Annotated in this window: 21 protein-coding genes; 14 read left to right on the top strand and 7 right to left on the bottom strand. The window is 33.8% G+C overall.

Features of this window, described 5'->3' with window-relative positions; translation table 11 throughout:
* The 7 genes from Q1B37_RS04310 to Q1B37_RS04280 form a co-directional block, all read left to right on the top strand.
* Positions 1-1,401, top strand: a 1,401-nt coding sequence (locus tag Q1B37_RS04310) for a collagen-like protein (RefSeq protein WP_299895822.1), incomplete at its 5' end; no start/stop codon positions are given.
* A gap of 20 nt (positions 1,402-1,421) precedes the next feature.
* Positions 1,422-6,560, top strand: coding sequence for a Calx-beta domain-containing protein (locus Q1B37_RS04305; protein ID WP_299895819.1), 5,139 nt, complete (start codon positions 1,422-1,424; stop codon positions 6,558-6,560).
* 359 nt (positions 6,561-6,919) lie between these two features.
* On the top strand, positions 6,920-8,155 hold the full coding sequence (locus tag Q1B37_RS04300) for a gliding motility-associated C-terminal domain-containing protein (RefSeq protein WP_299602637.1): 1,236 nt from the start codon (positions 6,920-6,922) through the stop codon (positions 8,153-8,155).
* A 218-nt stretch (positions 8,156-8,373) separates the two neighbouring features.
* The gene (locus Q1B37_RS04295; RefSeq protein WP_299602640.1) at positions 8,374-8,922 is read left to right on the top strand and encodes a ClpP family protease; all 549 of its coding nucleotides are present in this window, start codon (positions 8,374-8,376) and stop codon (positions 8,920-8,922) included.
* A gap of 62 nt (positions 8,923-8,984) precedes the next feature.
* Entirely contained in the window at positions 8,985-9,710 is a 726-nt protein-coding gene (locus Q1B37_RS04290; protein WP_299895816.1) for a M15 family metallopeptidase, read from the top strand.
* A gap of 52 nt (positions 9,711-9,762) precedes the next feature.
* Complete coding sequence (locus Q1B37_RS04285) at positions 9,763-10,248, top strand: CAP domain-containing protein (RefSeq protein WP_299602644.1); 486 nt, start codon at positions 9,763-9,765, stop codon at positions 10,246-10,248.
* A 169-nt stretch (positions 10,249-10,417) separates the two neighbouring features.
* The gene (locus Q1B37_RS04280) at positions 10,418-11,185 is read left to right on the top strand and encodes a M48 family metalloprotease (RefSeq protein ID WP_299602646.1); all 768 of its coding nucleotides are present in this window, start codon (positions 10,418-10,420) and stop codon (positions 11,183-11,185) included.
* Positions 11,186-11,255: 70 nt separating this feature from the next.
* Here Q1B37_RS04280 and Q1B37_RS04275 read toward each other — a convergent pair whose 3' ends face one another.
* Positions 11,256-11,636, bottom strand: coding sequence for an ankyrin repeat domain-containing protein (locus Q1B37_RS04275; RefSeq protein WP_299895813.1), 381 nt, complete (start codon positions 11,634-11,636; stop codon positions 11,256-11,258).
* 485 nt (positions 11,637-12,121) lie between these two features.
* Between Q1B37_RS04275 and gpmI the strand changes: the two genes are divergently transcribed.
* The 3 genes from gpmI (at position 12,122) to Q1B37_RS04260 (ending at position 15,770) form a co-directional block, all read left to right on the top strand.
* Positions 12,122-13,642, top strand: coding sequence for a 2,3-bisphosphoglycerate-independent phosphoglycerate mutase (gene gpmI / locus Q1B37_RS04270; protein ID WP_299895810.1), 1,521 nt, complete (start codon positions 12,122-12,124; stop codon positions 13,640-13,642).
* A 454-nt stretch (positions 13,643-14,096) separates the two neighbouring features.
* On the top strand, positions 14,097-14,663 hold the full coding sequence (locus tag Q1B37_RS04265; RefSeq protein ID WP_299895807.1) for an RNA polymerase sigma factor: 567 nt from the start codon (positions 14,097-14,099) through the stop codon (positions 14,661-14,663).
* 24 nt (positions 14,664-14,687) lie between these two features.
* A complete protein-coding gene (locus Q1B37_RS04260) occupies positions 14,688-15,770 on the top strand; it encodes a FecR family protein (RefSeq protein WP_299895804.1) in 1,083 nt (360 codons plus the stop codon).
* Positions 15,771-16,147: 377 nt separating this feature from the next.
* Here the strand turns inward: Q1B37_RS04260 and Q1B37_RS04255 are convergent, their stop codons facing one another.
* Positions 16,148-17,005, bottom strand: coding sequence for a hypothetical protein (locus Q1B37_RS04255; RefSeq protein WP_299602660.1), 858 nt, complete (start codon positions 17,003-17,005; stop codon positions 16,148-16,150).
* Between the two features lie 322 nt (positions 17,006-17,327).
* On the opposite strand from Q1B37_RS04255, the gene map reads away from it, so the two are divergent.
* Genes map through Q1B37_RS04240 form a run of 3 tightly spaced genes read left to right on the top strand, consistent with a single transcriptional unit; the run spans position 17,328 to position 19,390 of the window.
* Positions 17,328-18,146 carry a type I methionyl aminopeptidase gene (map, locus tag Q1B37_RS04250; protein WP_299895801.1) on the top strand — a complete coding sequence of 273 codons (819 nt, stop codon included), beginning with the start codon at positions 17,328-17,330 and terminating at the stop codon, positions 18,144-18,146.
* Between the two features lie 56 nt (positions 18,147-18,202).
* A complete protein-coding gene (locus tag Q1B37_RS04245) occupies positions 18,203-18,574 on the top strand; it encodes a GxxExxY protein (protein ID WP_299895798.1) in 372 nt (123 codons plus the stop codon).
* A 51-nt stretch (positions 18,575-18,625) separates the two neighbouring features.
* Entirely contained in the window at positions 18,626-19,390 is a 765-nt protein-coding gene (locus Q1B37_RS04240; RefSeq protein ID WP_299895795.1) for a class I SAM-dependent methyltransferase, read from the top strand.
* A gap of 11 nt (positions 19,391-19,401) precedes the next feature.
* Here the strand turns inward: Q1B37_RS04240 and Q1B37_RS04235 are convergent, their stop codons facing one another.
* The 4 genes from Q1B37_RS04235 to Q1B37_RS04220 form a co-directional block, all read right to left on the bottom strand.
* Positions 19,402-20,004: a sigma-70 family RNA polymerase sigma factor gene (locus Q1B37_RS04235; protein ID WP_299895792.1), complete on the bottom strand. Its 603-nt coding sequence runs from the start codon at positions 20,002-20,004 to the stop codon at positions 19,402-19,404.
* Between the two features lie 237 nt (positions 20,005-20,241).
* Positions 20,242-21,231 (bottom strand): FAD:protein FMN transferase, encoded by a 990-nt coding sequence (locus tag Q1B37_RS04230; protein ID WP_299895788.1) that lies wholly within the window; start codon positions 21,229-21,231, stop codon positions 20,242-20,244.
* A 10-nt stretch (positions 21,232-21,241) separates the two neighbouring features.
* Positions 21,242-21,619: a Na(+)-translocating NADH-quinone reductase subunit F gene (locus Q1B37_RS04225; protein WP_299895786.1), complete on the bottom strand. Its 378-nt coding sequence runs from the start codon at positions 21,617-21,619 to the stop codon at positions 21,242-21,244.
* A gap of 38 nt (positions 21,620-21,657) precedes the next feature.
* Positions 21,658-22,536, bottom strand: a complete 879-nt coding sequence (locus Q1B37_RS04220; RefSeq protein WP_299895783.1) for a DUF4846 domain-containing protein — start codon at positions 22,534-22,536, stop codon at positions 21,658-21,660.
* A 194-nt stretch (positions 22,537-22,730) separates the two neighbouring features.
* Here Q1B37_RS04220 and Q1B37_RS04215 point away from each other — a divergent pair, with 194 nt between their 5' ends.
* The gene (locus Q1B37_RS04215) at positions 22,731-23,408 is read left to right on the top strand and encodes an outer membrane beta-barrel protein (RefSeq protein WP_299602681.1); all 678 of its coding nucleotides are present in this window, start codon (positions 22,731-22,733) and stop codon (positions 23,406-23,408) included.
* Positions 23,409-23,479: 71 nt separating this feature from the next.
* Here the strand turns inward: Q1B37_RS04215 and nqrF are convergent, their stop codons facing one another.
* A complete protein-coding gene (nqrF, locus tag Q1B37_RS04210; RefSeq protein ID WP_299895781.1) occupies positions 23,480-24,790 on the bottom strand; it encodes an NADH:ubiquinone reductase (Na(+)-transporting) subunit F in 1,311 nt (436 codons plus the stop codon).

Raw genomic sequence — 24,790 nt, 5'->3', positions numbered from 1 at the left:
GGAGCTACTGGTCAGACAGGAGCTACGGGTCAAACAGGTGCCACAGGACAAACAGGAGCTACTGGTCAGACAGGAGCTACAGGACAAACAGGAGCTACTGGACAAACAGGTGCTACTGGACAAACAGGAGCCACAGGACAAACAGGTGCTACGGGACAAACGGGAGCTACTGGTCAAACTGGAGCTACAGGACAAACAGGAGCTACTGGTCAGACAGGAGCTCGTGGTGCCACTGGACCGACTGGACCTAGCTATATCGAAAGTGTAACTAATGTTATTGATGGTAACAGAATAGCCACAGTCAACTTCACGGGAGGAACAACAGTGGATATAGATGAAACAGTTACAACATTATCTACCTCTGACAATATAACTTATACCTATACATCAGAAGATAATACTACCACATCATTTGACGGTACAGATGACCAAACAATCGACAATTTTAATTTTAATAGTACTAATAATATTCTTTCACTTTCTTTAGAAGGAGATGGAGAAGCTGACCAAACTGTTGATTTATCTGGATTAAATGAAAATATTTACAACACTGACGGTACACTAACAGGCAATAGAACAATGACTATGGGTAACTTTAATCTACAGTTTAATTCTGACTTAGATAATAGAAATACCCTAACACTTAGAAGAACTAATAACGCTAGAGAAGTTGGTATTGCCTTTAGAAACTCTGGTAATGCATATGCTGCTGCTATTGGTTTTGGTACAACAGCTAATGGTAATAATAATGGTCTTAATTTCTATGCTGGAGGAAACCAAGGAGATCCTTTAGATATTCAAGAAACTCTAAGCTTAAGAAATAACAATCAAATTAGGTTTAGTAGATATGGAACAATCGACACTTATCAATTTGACAATACTCCTACTCGATTCTTAGGAATTGAAGCTGATGGTGATGTAGTAACCGTTGATCCAGCATCAGTAGGTTCAGATGATCAAACTGCATCACAGGTTAATTCTGATACTCCAGTAGATGTTGATGGAGATGGTAATACAGAGGCAACAGTAGAAGATGTTATCCAGGATATAGCTCCTATTACCTCTAAAGCTGCAAGAATATTCTATCCGCCATCGATTGCGATTGATGCGAGTGTATTATCTGCTAACCCAGCTGCTCCAGGTGATGAAAGTATAAATTTATATCAACAATATATTGATCAATTTACGCTAGCAAATGCTGCTACTTCTGCATCAAGTACAGGTGCACCAGGAGCTATTCCAACATATGCAGCGAATGAACTATACTATTATGTAACGTTTTATGATCCTACAGTATTTGCAAACGTGGCAATAGATGCAAATGGAGTTATGACCTTTGACATCATAGGTACTCCAGCAGACTTTAATTCATTGATTAATGTAGTATTTGTTGTTAAGTAGTTTAATAAGGAAAAGGTTTCATGAACTTAACACACAAAACATATTACTTATTTTTAGTGCTTTTAATAGTGTTACCAAGTATACATATATTTGGTCAGGATACTTTTTTGGACAATTTCAATGTCAGAGCATATAATAACAGTAATGGAAATACAGCTTGGACTACTTCGTGGGACGAAACAGGGGATAACGATATCGCAACTAGTGGTACTATTTTCATCACTAATGGAAGCCGACGTTTACTTTTCAGAAATATAGATACTGACTTTATTGAAAGGAATATAGATTTATCTGCCTACACTTCTGTTACCCTAACTTTTGATTATTTTGCTACTAATCGAGGTGGAGAGGATTTAGATGTTAATTTATGGAATGACAGCACAAATTCATGGGAATTAGTAGAAAGAATTGATACGAATACTAATGGCTCTGTCACCTATGTTCTTAGTACAGCACAAATATCTGCAAATTCTGCCATTCAATTTATATCAAAACCAACCGATACCAACTGGGGTAATAATGATAGGATTTTTATAGATAATGTGCAGTTTGCAGGGATATTACCATCAAACCCCGAAATCTCCATCGACGATGTCGCTGTCAATGAAGATGCAGGAACTCTGGATCTTACAGTTACCCATTCGGGAGGTACTACTGCAGGCAGTTTTACTGTAGATTATAATACTACCAATATATCCACAGTAGCAGCAGATTTTAATGGCAGTACCTCGGGTACTATTACATTTACCGGAACCAGTTTAGGAACTCAAACCATTTCTATTCCTATTTTGGATGATACCATAGCTGAAGCTGCAGAAACTTTTTCAGTGAATTTAAGTAACCCAAGTGATGGCTCGGTATCCATAACAGACTCTCAAGGAATTGGAACAATCAATGCCAGTGACGCAATATCTATAACAATCAATGATATTTCGGTGAGTGAAGCAGATGGAACAGCTACTTTTACAGTTACATCATCTGGCGGTTCTTTACCAGGTGGGTATACTATAGATTTTACCACTGCAAATAATACTGCTACGATTGCAGATAACGATTATACCGCTGCTAGTGGAACTCTAACTTTCGCTGGAACATTGGACGAAACGGAAACGATCACAGTAACTATTTTGGAAGATGGAGATTTTGAACTTGACGAAACCTTTTTGGTTAATCTAAGCAATTCTAGTAGTAGTTTGGTATCCATCACCGATAACCAAGGTATTGGAACTATTACAGACAACGATGCTGGAATAAGTATTAACGATGTATCTGTAAACGAAGTAGACGGAACAGTCACATTTACTGTAACACTCACTAGGGATGTTCCTGGAGGATTTACTGTAGAATACGCAACTGCTAATAATACAGCCACCGAACCAGATGATTATACTGCTACAACTACACCAAATCCTACGATCGCTTTTACTGGAAATGACGGAGAAACACAAACAATTACTATTGATATTATAGATGATCTTGAGATCGAAGGAGATGAAACATTTTTCATAAACCTTTCCAATGTTAGTAGTGCATTAGTGGATATAACAGATAATCAAGGAATTGGAACGATTGTAGATGATGACAGTCCATTTATCATTACGGATACAGTCACTGACACTACTTGTAGTGGGATATTTGTTGATAGTGGTTCGATCAATGGATTCTACAGTAATAATGAGACTATCACCTACACTCTTTGTCCCGATACTCCAGGGAGTTCGATCGTATTAAATTTCACCTCATTTGATGTTGAGGATGTTTGGGACTTTTTACTGGTCTATGAAGGTACAACTACTACTACATTAATAGATTCATATAACAACGGAAATATACCAACGACTGTAATTTCCACTGACCCCTCAGGATGTTTAACTTTTATTTTTGATTCAGATGGTTCAGTTACTGGAACAGGTTGGCAAGCTAATATTTCTTGTACAAATGCGGGAAATAGCCTCGTTACACTGAACGATGTAACTGTAAATGAAAATGATGGGTCAGCTACATTTACAGCAACCTTTTCTGGTGCAAGTATTCCTGGTGGTTTTTCTGTTGATTACACAACTATTGATGATACGGCCTATGCAGATTCTGACTTTACCTCAACAGCAGGAACCTTAAATTTTACAGGAACACCAGGACAAAGTATAACGATCACTGTACCTATTATAGATAATGCATTTGCAGAAAATACAGAAAGGTTTTTCTTAAATTTAAGTAACCCATCTACTGTTGTAGGCTTGATAAGCGGAATTGGAACTATCCTGGATGACGGAGATCCTGCTATTGGAGATGATGTTCCTCTTACTCTATTTGAAAACTTTAACGGTTATTATGATTATGCACTTACAGCAGGTACATTACGAACAGCAGATGAAGGTGTAGACCCTTGTTCTATAACAACCTCTTCTTCCAATACCTTAACAACTCCAATTTTAGCTGGATCTACAATAGAAAGAGCCTATTTAACTTGGGGGCACTCTGGTTTTGCTGCTGATGATGTAGTTACATTTCAAGGGCAATCTGTTACTGCAAATGTAGTAAACACAGCATTTGGTTTTTACTATGGGATGGTTAGTGATGTAACCTCTATAGTTACAAGTTTACCAGATCCTTCTACTGCAACCTATACTTTTACAGATTTAGTAATTGATAACAGTCAAGCTTATTGTGGATCGGTTGTATTTGGAGGTTGGTCTCTATATATTTTCTATACCAATCCTACCTTACCAGCCGTAAGTATTAACATGTATAATGGTTTTGATGCACAAGGAGGAGGAAACGGTGCAGTAGTAACTTCGAGTTACACTCTTGATGGTTTCTTTGCCATTGGATCGTCTGGATCCAAAACTTCTGTACTATCTTGGGAAGGAGATCCGACAAGAACCGGAAACGAAATTATATCCGTAACCACTGGGGCGGGAACCACGAATTTAACAGGAGATGGTAATAACTCACCTACCCTAGCGAATGTATTTAATTCTACCATTTATGATGATACTGCCAGTCCGGTAATTAATGATTCTTCTTTGTTTGGTTTTGATTTAGACACTTATGACATTTCATCACTTATCGCACAAGGTGAAACGACCGCAACTACAAATGTCCAGACTGCTGGAGACTTTGTAATACTTAATTCTGTATTATTAAAAGTGCCTAGTAACCTAATAACGGGAACTGTTTTCGAAGATATTAATTATCCAGGTGGCCCTGGAAGGGATTTAGCGACTTCTTCTGGTGTTGGTATCGAAGGTGTATTAGTAGAATTATATGATAATACGGGTACTTTTGTTGATTCTGACATTACAGACGCTAACGGAGATTACAATATTGGAGGAATGGCCAACGGAACCTACTCATTACGTGTCGTTAATAATACTGTAAACTCTACAAGAGGAGGAGGAACTGCGTGTGCCAATTGTTTACCTGTTCAAACTTTTAAATCAACATTTGCATCCAGCACTCTAAGTCCTGTAACCAATGAAGTAGGTGGAGCTAATCCTGCCAATGAAGATGTTGCTGCTGGAACACTTCTAGGTGCACAAACTGTATCTGGGATAACTATTAATAATGAAGGTGCTGTGGATGTAGATTTTGGTTTCAATTTTAACACTATTGTAAATACCAATGCTACAGGACAAGGTTCTCTTGGTCAGTTTGTAGTAAATGCTAATAATTTAGATGAAACAGGATTAGATATTGAAACGAATAGTATATTCGATCCTGCTGCAGGTGAAGACGTATCTATCTTTATGATACCTCCTACTGGTGATCCATTAGGTAGAACAGCAGATGCAAACTTTGCCACGGGATTCTTTGATATCAACTTACCTAATGCAAACCCACTTGATATTATTACCGACGATTCAACACACATAGATGGAAGAACTCAAACGGCTTATTCTGGTGATACAAATGCTGGAACCGTTGGATCAGGTGGCACAAACGTTGGTATATCTGCCACTGCTTTACCAAACTATAATCTGCCTGAAATTCAGATAAGAAGAGATGGAGGAGAAATTATTAGATTACAAGCCTCTAATTTGGTAATTAGAAATTTATCAATTTATGGTGGAAACCTAAGAGGTATTCGCCAGGATTCTGGATCAGGAAATTTAGTTACTCAAAATTTATTAGGAGTAAATGCTTTAGGAGTTGTTGGTACAGTAGGTGTTGGAAGTTATCAAGATGATGGAATAGAAATAAGTGGAGGAACGGTTACTGTTGACGGTAATTATATTGCTTCCAATACAGATTTCGGAATTTCCGTTAATGGAGGAACTTCATCCATAATACAAAATAACCACATTACGAATAATGGATTTAGAGCCTGTGAGTATAATGTAAGAATTGCAAACGGAAGCGGTGTTATCATTAGAAACAATCTTATTGATGGCTCTGCAGCTACTGGAATTTTTGATAACCAAGGAAATGTAGTTATTTCTGAAAATACAATTACTACATCTGGTAGTAATAGCGGAGGCGGATGTACCGATCTCAGTGGAATCAATTTAGTACAAAGCAATTCTTCCGTAACTAATAATATTATTACCAATAATGCAGGCGCTGGAATAATTGTATCAGGTGGTACAACTTCCGGAAATCTTATATCACAAAATTCTATTTTTGCAAATGGAACTGTTTCAGATGCACTAGGTATCGATATAGCCAATGATGGAGTTACTCTTAATGATGCAGGTGATGTGGATGCAGGGCCTAACGGAAGTCTTAACTTCCCCATTTTGCAGTCTGTAACAATATCTGGAACAAACCTTAGGATAGTTGGATGGTCTAGACCTGGAGCTACCATAGAAGTCTTTTTAACCGATATTAATCAAGGTACAGCTACTGCTGGAGATAATCAACTTGGGCTTACTCAGGATTATGGTGAAGGACAAATATATCTTGGTTCTGGAGTTGAAGGAGGTGGTTCTGACTCTGATACAAACGTATCGCTTTACAATGATGCTGATGGAAGTACCGATACCACAAATAGATTTAACATCATTATACCTTTATCCTCAGCAATCCCAATAGGAAGCTTAGTAACCTCAACAGCAACTTTATCAAACTCCACCTCAGAATTTGGAAATGGAACAATCGTAGGAGGAGCTACCGTTATAACTAATAGAAAAATAACCTATAGAGTAAATCCTAACTAACAATTCTGATTTACTAACTATTATATCAAAAAAACAAAACGTAAACATTATAGAACCCTTATTAACTAAAAAATTGAGATCACCAAAACACTATGCATAAACATCGTCATCAATGTAACATACTCACTAAAAAATACAATTCAGGGCTTTAAAACACTCCAGAATTCTTCATTTTTTATTATCAATTTATCTATCAATCAAACTAAATTATAGTTTGTTAGGATAATATGTTTTCAAACTTTTTGTAAGACTAAAAGTAGGTTCAAAACAGCTAATCGTGTCATAAAAACCATTCATCGATTATAAGTTGCGTTTCAACGATACTTTTGGGAAAATTTTTTAGTAAAAAATTATTATGTATGAATAATTTTTTTATATTCGCAGTAACAATTTTACGGTTAACCCGTAAAAACAATATTTTGAATTTGATGCCCCTACAAAAATTCTACATAGTTGCTTTTTTATTTGCTAGTTTCTTAGCTCAAGCACAACAATCATTTCACAATTTCGGAAATGTACAAATACATGATCAAGGTCAAGTGGGTTTCCATATGGACTTGGAGAACGATGGTACTTTTGATCAAAATGCTGGATTTACTGGTTTTTACAATCAAAACAGTTTAACAGTATCTGGAACAAATAGACCTGTCTTTAATGATGTTGAGATTGATGTACAAGATGACTTGTTTCTAGAAGTTGCTATGGGAGTTTCAAATTTCCAAGAATTTACAAATGGTAGAGTAATTACTCCTAGAGACCAAAGAGATGTTTCCTTAGATTATTTAGACGACGCTCCTTACCTAGGAGAAAATAACGATCGCTATGTAGATGGTTATGCTTCCATTACAGGAGAGTTAGATTTTACTTTTCCGATTGGTGATGATTTTCGTTTAAGACCTGCTCGTATCGAAAGTTTTGCCGCTACTAATACAGCAAAAGCGGCATATTATTTTGAAAATCCTAATTTCCCAAACTTCTTTTCTGAAAGTTTTGACACTAACGAATTCGGTGACTTACTATTTGGTATAAGCATTTTCGAATTTTGGGATGTAGATGGTGATCAAGAAACCAGAGTTACGTTAACTTGGGATGCTAACAGCAATATTCCTACCTTGGTAGAAGATTTAGAAGATCTTAGAGTTGTAGGATGGGAACCAAATTTAAGACAATGGGTTAATCTTGGTAATGCAGGTTTCATAGGAGATCTTGATAATGGTGAGATCACATCAGAAATTATTGTACCAGATAATTACACAGTACTAACTTTTGGAACTTCTAGCGTTATCCTTGATGGCGACTTAGAAATCTTTACCGCTGTTTCACCAAATGGTGATGGATTTAATGATACTTTTGTTATTCAAGGTTTAGCTCAATTTCCAGATAATGAACTTTTTATCTATAACCGTTGGGGAGTTCTTGTTTACAATAAAAAAGGATATCACGAAGTTCAACAAACTGCAGAAGCATTTAATGGCATCTCACAAGGTAGAGCTACCATAGCAAAAGGAGAAGAACTTCCAGTAGGTACTTATTACTATGTTCTTAATGTAGAAGGTATTAAAGATAGAGCTGGTTATTTATACTTAAACAGATAATACTCTTCTTTACCATAAACAGGTTTAATAATTATTTTACAGGTTCCGTACGGATTAGGAATATTTAAACCAAACTTGTTCCGAAACTACATAATTTCATAAATCTTGTTAAAAAAAGAACTTCTCTTTTTCAAAGACCGAATTTGTTGATTATTATTTCGTAATTTCTTCTAAATAGTTTTAATTTTAGCTAAAGTTTAAAACCGATATTATTTTTTATGAAAGAAAAATCAGGAAAAATCCAGGATATTATAGATAAGAAGTTTTTAGAAGAACGTAGTGTTTTCTTATGGGGGCAGGTTGATGATAAATCTGCAAAGCATGTCATAGATAGATTGATGTATTTAGACATGATCAATGATGAAGAAATCAAACTATACATTAACAGTCCAGGTGGGTATGTTACATCGGGCTTTGCCATGTATGATACTATAAAAGCCCTAAAAAGCCCTGTATCCACCATATGTACAGGATTGGCAGCATCGATGGGGTCTATACTTCTAAGTGTTGGTGAAAAAGGTCGTAGGTTTATTCAACCAAACGCTAAAGTTATGATACATCAACCTAGTGGTGGAGCACGAGGACAAGCTTCTAACATAGAAATTCAGGCAACTGAAATTTTAAAAACTAAAGAGCTAAGTGCCCAAATTTTAGCAGACAACTGCGGACAGGACATTGAAAAAGTACTGAAAGATTTTAATCGCGACTATTGGATGGATGCTCAAGAATCTTTGGACTACGGTATTGTCGACGGGATCCTATCTTAATTGTATATAGTTAAAGCTTTATCAACTTTAATAACTTCTGGTAATTTAAACAGTTAGACATCATGAAAAGAAAAAAATTCATTGAAGTAAGTGCACTTGGAGTTATAGGCTTATCATCAGTTTCCTTTACTGATCTACAATCTAGCATCTCCAAGAAAGATCTGATGGGTAAAGGAAATCCTGTACTTGTAGGAGAAGGATATAAACTTAGAAAAAAGGCCAACCAAGCTTTCTCAAAAATGAAAAGTGCAGCATTACAAGAAGGTATAAAGCTAAAAGTTGTTTCTAGCTATAGAGATTACGCACACCAAAATAGAATTTGGGAACGAAAATACGAACGATACATAGCAAGTGGCCTCTCTCCTATTAAAGCTATTGAAAAAATAATTCAATACTCTACGATTCCTGGTACTTCTAGACATCATTGGGGAACTGATTTGGATATCGTAGATGGTAGTGTAAAACAACCTAGAGATGTTCTTTTAGAAAAACATTTTCATAATGGAGGCCCTTTTTCCAGATTTAAAACTTGGATGGACCATAACGCTAATGATTATGGTTTTTATTTAGTATATACCAATAAAAATGGAAGAAAAGGATTTAAATATGAGCCATGGCATTATTCTTATGCTCCCAGTTCTGTTCCTATGCTTAAAGAATTTCGAAAATTAGATATTAAAACCGAACTTCAAAAAGCTGTTTTGATGGGTAGTACTAATTTCACTTCTAAATTCATTCAAAAATATTTGAATGAAAACATTCTTGATATCAATCCAAAATTATTGTAACACATACTAAATTTATGATATACTAGTTATATAAAACAAAGCCCTCAATCTTATGAATACCTTTTTGAAATATTTATATGTAGTATTAGCTATTGCATTCGTTACCTCATGTTCTTCTGAAGATGATGCCGACAATCTAAGTGAGCAAAACTCAGAACTTGTTAATGAATTGAATATTGCAGATGCTATCTTAACATTAGTAAATCAACATAGACAAAGTCAGGGATTATCTCCTTTATCTAAAAATAATACCGCAGAGCAATTAGCAATTGATCATACCAGATACATGATTTCAGTAGAACAAATTAATCATGATGATTTTGCTCAAAGAAGTGATGCTCTAAATGATCAAGAAAATGCTACCGCCAGCGCAGAAAATGTGGCTAGATTTTATCAAAATGCCCAGAGCGTTGTAGATGGATGGCTTAACAGTTCTGGCCACAAAGATAATATTGAAGGTAATTATACCTATACAGGTATTGCTGCTATTAAAGATGAAAATGGTAGATACTATTATACACAACTTTTTTATCGATAACCATGCATCCGCTATGCTAGTTAGCACTACACAAGCTCAATAGCTTAATCACAAAACCTCTAGTAGTTGCTTACCAAAGATGAATAAAAACATTAATTGGTAAGCAACTTTTATATTTAGTAACTTTATACAATAGAAAACAGCCATATACTAACCAATATATAACTCCATGAGACGCGGTGGTTTAAAAATTAGAATACTCATAGGTCTGGCTATTGTAGCCTTTGCTTTCATAAAAAAGTGTAACAACAAAACACTTAATGAATATACCAATAGAGTCCAAAATATAAATATGACAACCGACCAAGAAATAGCTATTGGACTTCAAAGCGGACCAGAAATGGCAAGACAACATGGTGGTCTATATCCAGATGAGAGATTACAAAATTATGTTGACAATGTCGGAAATAAACTAGTTGACAATACTATGGCTAGAGAATCTCCTTATCGATACGAATTTCATCTATTAGCAGATCCGAATACGATTAATGCGTTTGCATTACCAGGTGGTCAAATATTTATTACTTATGCTTTATATTCAAAATTACAAAATGAAGATCAGTTGGCTGGGGTCTTAGGGCATGAGATTGGTCATGTTTTAGGAAGACATTCTGCAGAACGTATTGCAGAACATGAATTCTGGAAAACCATTTCTACCGGAGCTTCAGTTGGTGCAGACGCTGGTGGATTAGTTAGTGGAATTGGACAGAATATTTTACTCGGAAATGGTAGGGATGATGAGTTAGAAAGTGATAAACTAGGAGTACTATTTATGATAAAATCAGGTTATAACCCACAGGAAATGGTTGGGGTTATGGAAATACTAAAAAAAGCTGCTGGCCCTAATCGAACTCCAGAATTTCAAAGTACGCATCCTGATCCTGATAACCGCATCGAAAAAATACAAGAAGCTATTGAAGAATATAGTATACAATAAAAAAAGCTTCGATTAGTGAGAACTAATCGAAGCTTTTTTTATTCAAGTTTTGTCTTTGAAAATAGAATACCTAAGACATTTCTTTTAAGACCTCCATAGCTTCCTTAGCATTTGCTAACTCTGCGAGTTTCATAGCTGTATTACCTTGATTATCTTTTGCACCTACAACAGCTCCTTTTCCTACTAATAACCTAATAACATCTGCTCGATTATAACGTGCTGCATACATTAATGGTGTTTTTCCGCCTATTCTTAGGTTTACATCGCTTCCATCCTCTATCATTTTTGCCACAGTTTCTAAATCACCTTTAATCACTGCCTTAAAAAAAGGATCTATGTCATTATTCGTGAGTTCATAGTCATGAATATCCAAAATCTGTAATTCTTCTGAAGCGAAGCTTACGGAACTGATAAAAAGAATCATCAGTACTGTCATAATTGATTTTTTCATAATGTTGTGAATTATTATAGTTAGTAAATGAATTTAACTTTAGAAACCCTAAAAGGCATCTTAACTTCTTACAAGTAATTAATTTACAGATAATTATTTAATAATTCACTTAAAATTTTAATAATATTTTAAAAAATTAACTTATTAATAATACATATTTAAATTAAAGATAAAATAGCTACGGAAAACCTAAAAGATAATCTTTTGATCATAAATCTCTTTTTTAAAATCTAACAAAAATTAAATTATCATTATCAAAACCCCATGAATTATATGAATTACTTATTTTAATGATCTATGAAAAGAATCTATTATTACTTCCTCAAAAAAAACTGAAAATTAGCGCTATTGATAACAAAAAATTAAGGTTTAACAACCATCCGTTTTTGGGCACTTCTATTCTATATTGTACATTAGCTTCCTATTCTGATTTCAGATAATATGAGATTTCTAATTGAACATACACCAAAATCATCTTAAGAAAAATGAACAAAAAAGTAATCCTAATGATTCTTGATGGATGGGGAACTTCACCAGACCCAAAAGTTTCTGCTATTGACAATGCTAAAACTCCATTCATAGATAGCTTATATACTAAATACCCAAATGCTGCTTTACGAACCGATGGTCTTCATGTTGGACTTCCAGATGGTCAAATGGGAAACAGCGAAGTAGGACATATGAATTTAGGTGCTGGAAGAATAGTTTATCAAGATTTGGCTAAAATAAATATGGCCATCCAAAATAATACACTCAAAGATGAATCTGCCCTTATCAATGCATTGAACTATGCTAAAGAAAATGACAAAAATGTTCATTTATTAGGATTGGTTAGTGATGGTGGTGTTCATTCTCATATTAATCATATAAAAGGTCTATTAGATGTAGCACATTCTAAGGGCTTAGAAAATGTATTCTTACATGCATTTACAGATGGTAGAGATGTTGATCCAAAATCAGGAATTGGTCATATACAAGATATTCAGGAACATATGACTAAAACTACTGGTAAATTAGCTTCTGTAGTAGGTAGATATTATGCTATGGATAGAGATAAAAGGTGGGAACGCGTAAAACTAGCTTACGATCTTATTGTTAATGGTATAGGAACGAACTCTTCTAACATCATAGAAAGTATCCAGAAAAATTATGACGGCGACATTACAGATGAGTTCATAAAACCAATCGCTTTAATAGAAGGAGATACTCCTGTAGCAACTATTAAAGAGAATGATGTTGTTCTATTCTTTAATTTTAGAACAGATAGAGGACGAGAACTCACAGAGATGTTATCACAATCAGATATGCCAGATTACGACACCAAAAAGTTACCGTTATATTATGTAACTATGACAAACTATGATGAAAATTTTAAGGACATCAAAGTTATCTATGATAAAGATAATATTACTGAAACTTTAGGAGAAGTATTATCTAAAGCCGGTAAGAAGCAAATTCGTATTGCTGAAACGGAAAAATATCCACATGTTACATTTTTCTTTTCTGGAGGCCAAGAAGAACCATTCGAAGGAGAATCCAGAATTCTTAGAAACTCTCCAAAAGTTGCCACTTATGACCTGAAACCAGAAATGAGTGCTTATGAACTTAGGGATGCCCTTGTTCCGGAACTACAAAAAGGAGATACCGATTTTGTATGTTTAAATTTTGCGAATGGTGATATGGTTGGACATACGGGAGTAATGGATGCTGCCATAAAAGCTTGCGAGGCGGTAGATGAGTGCGTAAAAGATGTAGTTACAAATGGTTTAGAAAATGGGTATACTACCATTTTAATTGCGGACCATGGTAATTGTGAAACTATGATTAATCCTGATGGATCTCCTCATACGGCACATACCACTAATCCAGTGCCAATGATCATGATAGATAAAGAAGAAATAAAAGTAAAGGATGGAGTATTGGGCGATATTGCTCCAACTATCTTAGACTTGATAGGTATTGAACAACCTGAGGCAATGACTCAAAAAACGTTGTTAGTAAAATAAAAACAAATCCATAAAATAAAGATGAGTTCGCAATCACAGACTCATCTTTATTTTTTACACATTTTTTTAAAGATAAAATACATACCTATTTATTTAATTAATTAACGTATTTATCTTCTTAGCGCATATCCTGATCCTTGAGCAAGCTCATTGATAAAGTTAGCACACATTTTAAAACTGAACTGAAAAAAGGGGTATAAATACTTCATGACTATATTATTTTATATTATACCCTAAAATTAATCAGTATTCCTCGCTAGAATTTATTTTTTCGACAAGTCATATCTGAACAAAGTTGAAACGCTGTTTTCATAAGATAAATGAAAAAGCACTTATTAACCCAACACTCATTTTAGTATCTTTAAAGTAATTTTATAAATATCTATAGAATTACACGCAGCGTATTCCTGAATTCTCAGTTATATTTTATGAGAGTAAGCACTAACCCTTATTCATGAATAAACAAGAGCAAGGCAAACTGGTAAAAGCTTGTAAAAAGAACGACCGGTATGCCATGGAAAAAATATATAATACTTTTATGCCGAGAATGCTCGCGGTAAGTCTGCGCTATTGTAAAAACAGATCAGACGCAGAAGACATTGTTCAGGAAGCCTTTATTAAAGTATTTAAAAACATAAAAAGATATAAGGATCAAGGGACATTAGGAAGTTGGATCGAAAGAATTGTAATTAATTGTGCTATTGATCACTGGCATAAAATAAAAAAAACAGTACTTGTAGATAATTCAGATATGATAGAAGAACGAGAAACCCATGAATTAAATGAAATCGAACAAGAAGAATTAGCCAAACAGCTATCCGTAGAAAAACTTAGAAACCTTATTAATGATTTACCAGAACAATATAGATATGTATTAAACCTTTATGCTATAGAAGGATATTCACATAAAGAAATTGGAAAGATTTTAAAGATTAAAGAGAGTACCTCTAGGTCTAATTATACAAGAGCAAGAAAAAAGCTTTTAGAGAACATGAGAGCTCAAGGAATAAAAAAATATTAGTTATTCGGCAGAAATAGGAATAAAATGAAACAAGATAAAGATCTTTTTAAAGAACTTTTACAGTCAAAATTTAAGGATGATACAGTTGTGTCTTCCAAGGATAATTTTGACCAAATTTTCGATGCTGTTCAGGATAAACCGGATGATAAAAAATTATTTTACTGGTACGCTTTTGGTATTATTCTCTTGATGTCTATTGGGGTATTTACTCTCTATTATTTTAAAAATATTAAAACTACTAAAGAAAAAGAGGTCACTACTGAGATATCAACTCCTAAAGAAAACAAAAATCTCGTTTCAAAACCAGTAGACAGTGTATATAATAAGGATGAAAAAGAAATTACAGTCGATACGCTAGTAAAGCCTATTGAAATCGACCAAAAAAATCAAATCTCGAATAAAGTAGATGTTACCACGCTGAGAGCAGAAGATGAAATTATTGAAAAAGGAGTAATTACAATTACATACACTGCATCCAGCAAATACGCATCCACAGAAAAAACTAAATACAATCAGCTACCAGATTCGAGCACTATAGTAGTTAGAAAAAACAGTAAAGTAAACTTCACCGCCACCAAACAAGGATTTCGTAGAGCGGATATTAATGGAATTGTATTTTTTAATGTAAAAGACAACGAAAATCAACCATTTATCATTTTCGGAAAACATTGTAAAATACAAGTTACTGGCAATTCATTTGCTATTCATTCTGATGCCCAAGCTGATGTAATGACACTGATACATGGTACCGCAAAAGTAGTACACAATAAAACCAAACAAATAAAAGATTTAGCTCCCGGAGAAAGCCTGAAAGCTGATAGCAAAGGAATCAAAACACTCAAAAAAGCGCCAAATCAATTCGCCTGGAAAACTAAAGAACTTAATTATGACAATGCTCTTGTGAATTCAGTTATTCAAGACTTAGGAGACAATTATGATGCTAAAATCATACTCAAAAATCGCGACATTCTTAACTGCAGATATTCCGGTACTTTTACCGACGACAACATCGCAGATATCTTAAAAGAACTAACAGCTTCTTTGAAATTAAAGTTATCTAAAAAAGACGGCATATTCCTAATAGAAGGAAAAAGTTGCGATCTATAATATCACTTAAAAGCTTTAAACAAGATCAAATCAAGTTGAAATAAAACGAAGATCATTTCTTATTATTCATAGAAGAAAGACGTGTTGTTAGAAAATATTAGCAGATAGTATTCCATTTAATAGCCTTAACAGCCAACACATCAAATAAGTACTGATGAGTGTGTATTAAACTAAACCATTTAGACAACATAAATTCCTTGTAAGATATCAAACTCTAAAAGACAACACTTTATTAATTCTGAAGAATAGAGAAATAAAGATCATAATAAAACCTTCATACCAGAATATATAAAACTAAGTAGCTTTCTAAAAAAAGCGCATAAAAAAACTGCTTGAAAATAATCTCAAGCAGTTCTTAAATTTAACTAAACTATCTATTATAAATCAAAAACAATAGATTCTCCATTATCTCCAGTGAGTACAACTTCTTTGTCACAAGACCCATCTCCAAAATCTATATTGAAATTAACTCCAAAACTACTAGAGAAATCTAATGATCCTTGTACTGGATATTTTAAGAAAGTAGGGCGACCAAAACAGGCTACTTTATACACTAGCGGATTACCACTAACCGATTCAGATTTCATAAAATAGGTTTGTGTAATCCCTTCTATTAAAGAAGATTCTTCTAAAGTAATTACTTCATCTGCAGTAAACCTATTCTCGAATGTAAAATTTCTATTTGCCGTATAACGGTAAGAATCACCATCAGGCTCGGTAATAACACCATCGATAATTACATCAAAAACTTTTGTCGTTTCTGTACTTAAATCTGCATTTTGTTCTGCTACTCTATATCCATCAAAACTATAACCTTCATCTCCTCTTACATTCTTAAAAACGGTAGAATCTTTCCACTTTTCCTGAAACACTCCTGCTACATAATATTCTAATCTTCCGGTCCAATCATCAAACTGACATTGTTCTTCGGTATAATTTAAGACCATCTTGCTATAGTAATCATAGTTTGCAAACCCAGGTATAGGGTTTTCATTATAGGCAATCAATAATTCTAATGATGCGCAACTGTTAGAAGAACTCTTAGAAGAAGCTTGAACTTCATTAAACGCCTGTTCTGAAATTAGGTCAAAACTATCCATAGCTCCATCTAAGCTATTATACATTTCAAAATTTTCTTTATCAGAATTCTGAATAGCTATAGTATCATCCATATCCTCTACAGCACAACTCGCGATTAATCCTAAAGCTACAATACAAATCAATAATTTTTTCATGGTTTACTTTTTTTAATGAATTTTACAATGGGTTTTCTATTACTAAAACCTGAAAACTCAAAAACGCTGCGTACTTTTTTATTTTTTTATGTTTTTCTCTTCCTTTTTTTCAACAAAAGCCTTTAAAAACAAGGGATTTCAAGGATACTTTTTTTTTTAAAAAAAATATGCGTCATATCCTAATTCTTATAATTTTAGTAGCAAATCCTTGAAATTAACACCCACGGATATCAGAAAATTTTACCAAATCATATTAAAGTTAGATCCATCGGTTGAATCTTAATATTCTTTGTAAATTTGCCTTCCCATAACAAAGGATACTATGATCATAACTAAATCACGTGAAGAAATTGAACTAATGCGCGAAAGTGCATTAATTGTATCTAAAACCCTTGGAATGCTTGCAACAGAAGTAAAACCAGGAGTTACTACATTACAATTGGATAAGTTAGCGGAAGAGTTTATAAGAGATCATGGTGCGATTCCAGGTTTTTTGGGATTGTATGATTTCCCGAATACGCTTTGTATGAGTCCGAATGCACAAGTAGTTCATGGTATTCCTAATAATACTCCACTTGAGGAAGGCGACATTATCTCGATTGATTGTGGAGCTATTAAGAATGATTTTTATGGAGATCATGCGTATACATTCCCAGTTGGAGAAATTGCTCCCGAAGTAGCACAACTTCTAAAAATCACCAAAGAATCTTTGTATAAAGGTATCGCAGAGCTAAGGGTTGGAAAACGAGTGGGCGATGTTGGATATGCTATTCAACAATATACAGAAGAAGCTGGTTATGGTGTCGTAAGAGAATTGGTAGGACATGGATTAGGTCGTAAAATGCATGAAGATCCTGAAATGCCAAATTATGGAAGACGAGGAAGAGGCAAAAAGTTTGTAGAAGGAATGGTAGTTGCCATAGAACCCATGATTAATATGGGAACACAGCGTATTAAACAATTACGAGATGGTTGGACAATCCTAACCGCTGACGGAAAACCAAGTGCACATTTTGAGCATGATGTTGCTATTATAGACGGTAAACCAGAAATACTTTCTACATTTAAATATATCTACCAGGCTTTAGGTATTGAATCTGATGAGGAAGATGCTTTTAGACAAGAATTACTGGTAGTTTAGTTTTTTTATTATTTCACAAAGATTCACTAAGAATTCACGAAGGATCTCCAAGAAGAATGACAGAAGACGAAATATCTAAAATTGTAATTGGATGTGCTATAGAAGTTCATAAAAATCTTGGACCAGGCTTACTTGAATCTGCTTATCAGGAGTGTTTGTGTTATGAATTAAAAAAAAGAGGATTAAAAATCCATAAAGAAAAACCATTACCAGTAGTATACAAAGAAATTAAACTGGACCAAGGTTACCGAATTGATATCCTAGTAGAAAACAGAGTTGTTATAGAATTAAAAACGGTAGAATATTTTACGGATGTTCATTCTGCACAAATTCTCACTTACTTAAAACTCGGAGAATATAAACTTGGACTTCTTATTAATTTCCATGTAAGTTTGCTTAAAAATGGAATAAAACGTTTTATAATGTAAACTTTGAGAAACTTTGGGTTTTCTTAGTGTCCTTTGCGTAATTCTACATTTATGAAAAAACTCTTCAAATTCATATTAAATACCATACCAAGACCTATATTAATTCGTCTTAGCTATTTGGTTCGACCTGTCATTTCTTTTTTCCTAAAAGGAAACACTTTTACGGATCCAATTGACGATAAAAGCTTTTCGAAGTTTCTTCCTTATGGATATGGTAACCAAAGAGAAAATGTACTTTCTCCATCAACACTATCATTAGAGCGCCATAGATTATTATGGTTATATCTTAAAAATGAAACCGATTTTTTCACTAAAAAACATAAAGTTTTACATTTTGCTCCGGAACAAGCTTTTTATAAAAGGTTTAGAAGATTAAAAAACCTTGAATACACTACTACAGACTTAAACTCACCACTTGCAGATGTTAAGGCAGATATTTGTGATCTCCCTTTTGCTTCAAATGAATATGATATTATCTTTTGTAATCATGTGTTAGAACATATTCCTGATGACACCAAAGCTATGCAGGAATTATTGAGAGTACTTAAGCCAGGTGGAATGGCTATTTTACAAATACCTCAAGACCTTAGCAGAGATATCACCTTCGAAGATAATAGTATTACTGATCCAAAAGAACGTGCAAAGATTTTTGGGCAATACGATCATGTAAGAGTGTACGGTAAAGATTATTTCGATAAACTAAGATCCATAGGTTTTAAAGTAGAAGAAGTTGACTACACAAATAGACTTACTGAAGAAGAAGTAGTTAAATACTGTCTTGCTCCTGGAGAAATACTACCAGTTTGTTCGAAATAGTAACTCAGTTTCTAAGAAACATTTTTTCTTATATTTCTTCTACTCGACAATATCAATTCTTTATACAAAGGATCATTTTCAATCAATTGAATTAAATATTCTTTACATTCGAATTTTCTTTTTCGAACGTATCCTTCAGAATAATTAGTAAGTTTAGATATTTCTTTCATGCTCTTTCCTTCAAAAAACAAAAAAAGTATATTCTTACACTTACAATTAAGACTTAACAAATGCTTTCGGTATAATTGCTCTTGTTCTTTTACCTCTGCATCTTCGAGAATGGAAGGCTCCAACTCTAATGCAATTTCATTGATTTTTCCACAACAAGAAACTTTCCCAGCTCTGCGTAATTTACTAATCCATAAATTTCTACAGATACTATAAAAATAGGTATGAATCGAACACCGCAAATGTAATGTATCTTCCTTTTTTAAAAACTGATATAAGGAAATTAAAGCATCCTGAAAGATGTCTTCGGCATCATTCTCATTTCCAGAATTTCGAGTAATATAACTAAGAATAATAGTAAAATTTCTGTTATAAAAACTCTTTAAGACTTGCGGATCTCCATTTCGGATACCTTGAAAAATAGTGTTTTCATCATGTTGCCCCATATTGATGAATAATTAGTTAGTTAATACCCCACTTTATCAGTATCAATTTTTGTTCCATTGTTACATAAAAAGTAGGCTTCTCTACAAAAGACGAATTAAAAAGCAACTATGTTGCTAATTATACTATCTCTTTTGCGTTACACCTTAAAACTAATTGAAGTACCTATCAAAAGAAAGCCAAAATTAGGGAACTCGAATCTTCAATGAGTGAACTAATGATCAGAATAACTAATTCACTTAATCTGGAAAACCATTAACAGCAAGTGTTGTTATTTCTTTTTGATCATTTTCGTAAATGAAGTATACTTTTATTTCGGAATGTGCGCTTAAAAAATCTTTCGATTTTTCTAATCCCATAGACATTAAAGCTGTGGCATATGCGTCAGCTTCCATACAACTTTTTGCAAGAACAGAAACACTAAGTACGTTTGATTTAGAAGGATAGCCCGTTTTAGTATTAATTATATGAGCATATCGATTCCCATTTTCGTCGATTTTAAACTTACGATAGCTTCCAGAAGTTGCCATAGCTCCTTCTTGTAAAGTTATTACTTTACTATAAGACTGAGTATCATCAAAATTAGGATCTTCTACTCCTATTCTCCATGGCTTTTCTTTGATCAAATTACTTCCTTTACCTCTAATTTCGCCACCGATTTCAACTAAATAGTTTTCTATATTTTTAGTTTCTAAAAACTCGGCAAAAACATCTACTGCATATCCTTTTGCCAAAGCATTAAAATCAATAAATGTATTAGGGTATTGTTTTACAATTTTATCATTTTGTAAACTAACCTTATTTAACCCTACTGAAACCAACAAACTATCTATTTTAAGACTATCTAGTGCTATTACTTTCCCTTCTGGTCCAAAGTCCCAAGCATTTACTAAAACGCCTATAGTAGGGTCAAAAACACCATCTGTTTGTTTGTATATCTTTTTTGATGCTTGAAATACTTTCTTAAAGTGACTATCAATAACTATCGTAGTATCTCCACTATTAATTTTAGATATATCAGAATCCTTTTGATAGGTTGACATAGAGGTATTGATAACAGCAACGATACTATCATAAGATGCAGAAAGATCAATTTCTTTAGGAGCTATAAACTGAACAGAAAAAGTAGTTCCAAAGGCAGTTCCATTGGTATAATTTAATTTTTTTTTTGGAGTTTGTTTACAGGAAAATAGACCTATAAAAAGGAATAAAAAAAGAAGGCTTCTCATTCTAAAAAAATTAATTGAGATGTGTTTCAATAACTTGCAGTCCAGCATATTCTAACACATATTCTTCATTCAAAAAAACGGGCTTATTTGGGTTTTCCGAGTTTTGTAATCCCACCCCAGCATAAAACACTTTAGCTTCTTGTTCTCTGGCATGTTTCTTAAAAGCTTCCATCCAAATCATATCATAATTATGAGGGTTATCTGGATACGCAATCGCTTTGACAATTACAAAATAGCGCTGATTAGATTTATCGATACATACGAACTGCGGATGCTTCCCTAATTTGCTATTAATAGCAATAAATTCATAACCTTTCTTCTCTAAATCTTCTCCAACAATATTCATTGCTAGATTATGCAACTCTTGTTTCGTTAAAATTCTGGACATAATATTGCAAAGATACCACTCTCTCTAAAAATGTAGTGTTATTTGAACCTAATAAAAATTGGATTTTCAAAATAATAACTTGGAGTATATACGGATTCATTTTCCGCAAACCTATACCAAGGAGAGATCTTCGTATCTTCAAAATTTTTAAGCAAACACACATTTTGCGCTGGAGTATTTCCTTGCGCTAACAAAAAGAGTGATTTCCCATTTTCATCAACAGCATGATCAACAATAATCTCGATATGTCCAGGAGTTCCAGGTTTTACTAACATATCTCCGATTTTTAGATCCTTTATGGCAACTTTTGGCAGTTCTGTACTTAAAGACAAGGTGCCTGCATAGGTGAAAATCAAATTCAAATATCTATAAAAATTCGCTTCAGAATTGTTTGCGGCAGCTGTCTTATGAAAGCTAACTTTATTGCCTTTTATTTTTGGTCTATACCCTTCGGCATATTTTTTCCATGAACAATAGTGCCCTGAAGTAAAATTAAAACCTATTTCGTCTTTCCGATTCTTCTCCCATAAATATTCAGCTCTTAATCGCATCAGTGCATCAGCACATTGTTGCAATCCATTTTTTGGAACTGGAACTTCTAAAATAGCATCATGCCAATGCTGAGCAAAATACTTACTATCATCATAATTTATAATTGGTGATCCATACGTTTTTAATGGGTAATTTCGTAGATAATCCTGGAAAGAACCTTTAGAATATTCTTTCCTTTTGTAACCTTCAGGCAACGCTACTCTGGTAAGAATCGAATCACCTTCTTTATTGATATAATTAGGAGAGGAAACCATTTCTGTTATTGTTCCTTTTACATGATTTGTTAGATGTCTACCTTTAGAAGTGGTTCTAATCAAAAGAATTAAAACAACTATTACCAATCCAACAAAAACATATTTTTTCATAAGAAACCGACTAATTTAAGAACACTCTAATTAAGAAAGAACACCAATATTTACTATCCGTTGCAGAAATAAACATAAAAAAACAACAACCATCAAATTTGGGATTTTATTAACAAACACCATTTTAAGTGAAACGTCATTAGAAGCAACAATACCGGTATTTGAATATAATTTTAATCTTAAATTTCAGACTAATGAAAACTTTTATTTTATCAATCCTAGTAGCTTTACTAGGGTACTCAAATACTATTGCTCAAGATGAAACAACATATGGGTTCAACAAAGGAGATTTTACCATTTCTGGATCTATAAATTACTCAAAAACAAATAGCTCATCAGAATATATTAGTGATATAGATTATTTTAGCAATGATCAAAACTCTAGTAACCTAGCCATCATTCCCGAAATTGGATATTTCATTTCTGATCATTTTATGATAGGTGCTAATCTGGGGTATCTTAATCAACATTCTGAGACGGAAACGATATCCAGATTTGATCAATCGGGTTATATTGCTGGCATATCTGGTAAATATTTTTTTACTCCTAAAAAAAGAATTTCACTTTTTTCAGAAATCGCCACTTCTTATACCAAACTAAATGGAGACAGCAGATCTTTTAATACACAAGTAATTACTACCACAGGAGAAAGAGAAACAGAAAGCTTTGCTATTGGTTTAAGCCCTGGAATCAATTTATTCTTAAATAAAAGACTATCCTTAACCTCAAGAATAGGAAGAATTGGATATGAAAAAACAAAGGGTAATGCAGTTAATCAGGATAATAATAGTACTTCTTCTTTCGAAAACGATAGATTTGTTACTTCTATAGGATTAGATAATTTTTATTTCGGAGTCCTATATCGAATATAAAACAAAGGCAAACAAAAAACCGATACAGTGATGTATCGGTTTTTAAAAGTATGTAATAGACACTAGGTGTCCTATCCTCCAAAGTCATCGAATCTGATATTCTCATCAGGAATACCAAAATCCTCTCCCATTTTTTGAACTGCTTTGTTCATTAATGGTGGACCACAGAAATATAATTCTATATCCTCAGGTGCATCATGATGATTTAGATAATTATCGATCACACAATTATGGATAAATCCTACAAATCCATCGCCTTCCGTATCATTGATATCTTTCTTTACTTTCCAATTATCCTCCTCTAAAGGCTCAGATAAAGCTAAATAGAATTTAAAGTTAGGAAACTTATCTTCTAACTGCTGGAAATGATCTAAATAGAATAATTCTCTTTTAGAACGTCCTCCGTACCAATAGGTAACTTTACGACCAGTTTCTAAGGTTTTGAATAAATGATACAGGTGAGAACGCATTGGCGCCATTCCTGCACCACCACCTACGTAAAGCATTTCTGCTTCAGATTCATTGATAAAGAATTCTCCGTAAGGACCAGAGATAGTCACTTTATCTCCTGGTTTCTGTGCGAAAATATAAGAAGATGCCACACCTGGATTAACATCCATCCAAGCATTCTTACTTCTATCCCATGGCGGAGTAGCAATACGAACATTTAGCATAATATCTCTTCCTTCTGCTGGGTAAGAAGCCATAGAATAAGCTCTTTCCACAGTTTCTCCATTCTTCATCACTAATGGCCATAAACCAAACTTATCCCATTCCGCTTTGAATTTGTCTGGAGTTTCATGCTCCTCTGGATGCGCAGTAATATCAATATCAGAATATTTAATTTCACAAGGTGGAATTTCTATCTGAATATATCCTCCTGCTTTATATCCCATATCTTCCGGAATACGAACTACAAATTCTTTGATAAAAGAAGCCACGTTATAGTTACGCACAACTTCTGCTTCCCATTTCTTGATACCAAATACCTCTTCTGGTATTTGGATATTCATATCTTGTTTTACTTTTACCTGACAAGCTAAACGCGCTCCATGCTGTAACTCTTTACGAGAAAAGTGTGGCGTTTCTGTAGGTAATGCTTCGCCTCCACCTTCTAATACGTGGCATTCACACTGTATACAGGTTCCACCACCACCACATGCAGATGGTAAAAATATTTTTTCATTACCCAAAGTAGATAATAAAGTACCTCCAGAAGCTACTTCTATCTCCTTTTCTCCATTAATGGTAATCTTTACAGGTCCTGATGGTAATAATTTGTCTTTTGCAAACAATAAAATCCCAACTAAAACCAATGTTAACACCAAAAATGAAATAATGGTGATAACGATTGTTCCAACTGTAGATGCTAAAAATATCAT

The sequence above is a fragment of the uncultured Aquimarina sp. genome (assembly GCF_947492965.1).
Lineage (GTDB): Bacteria > Bacteroidota > Bacteroidia > Flavobacteriales > Flavobacteriaceae > Aquimarina.
Note: the sequence above shows the minus strand (reverse complement) of the source record. Positions and strands in the feature narration are given on the sequence as shown.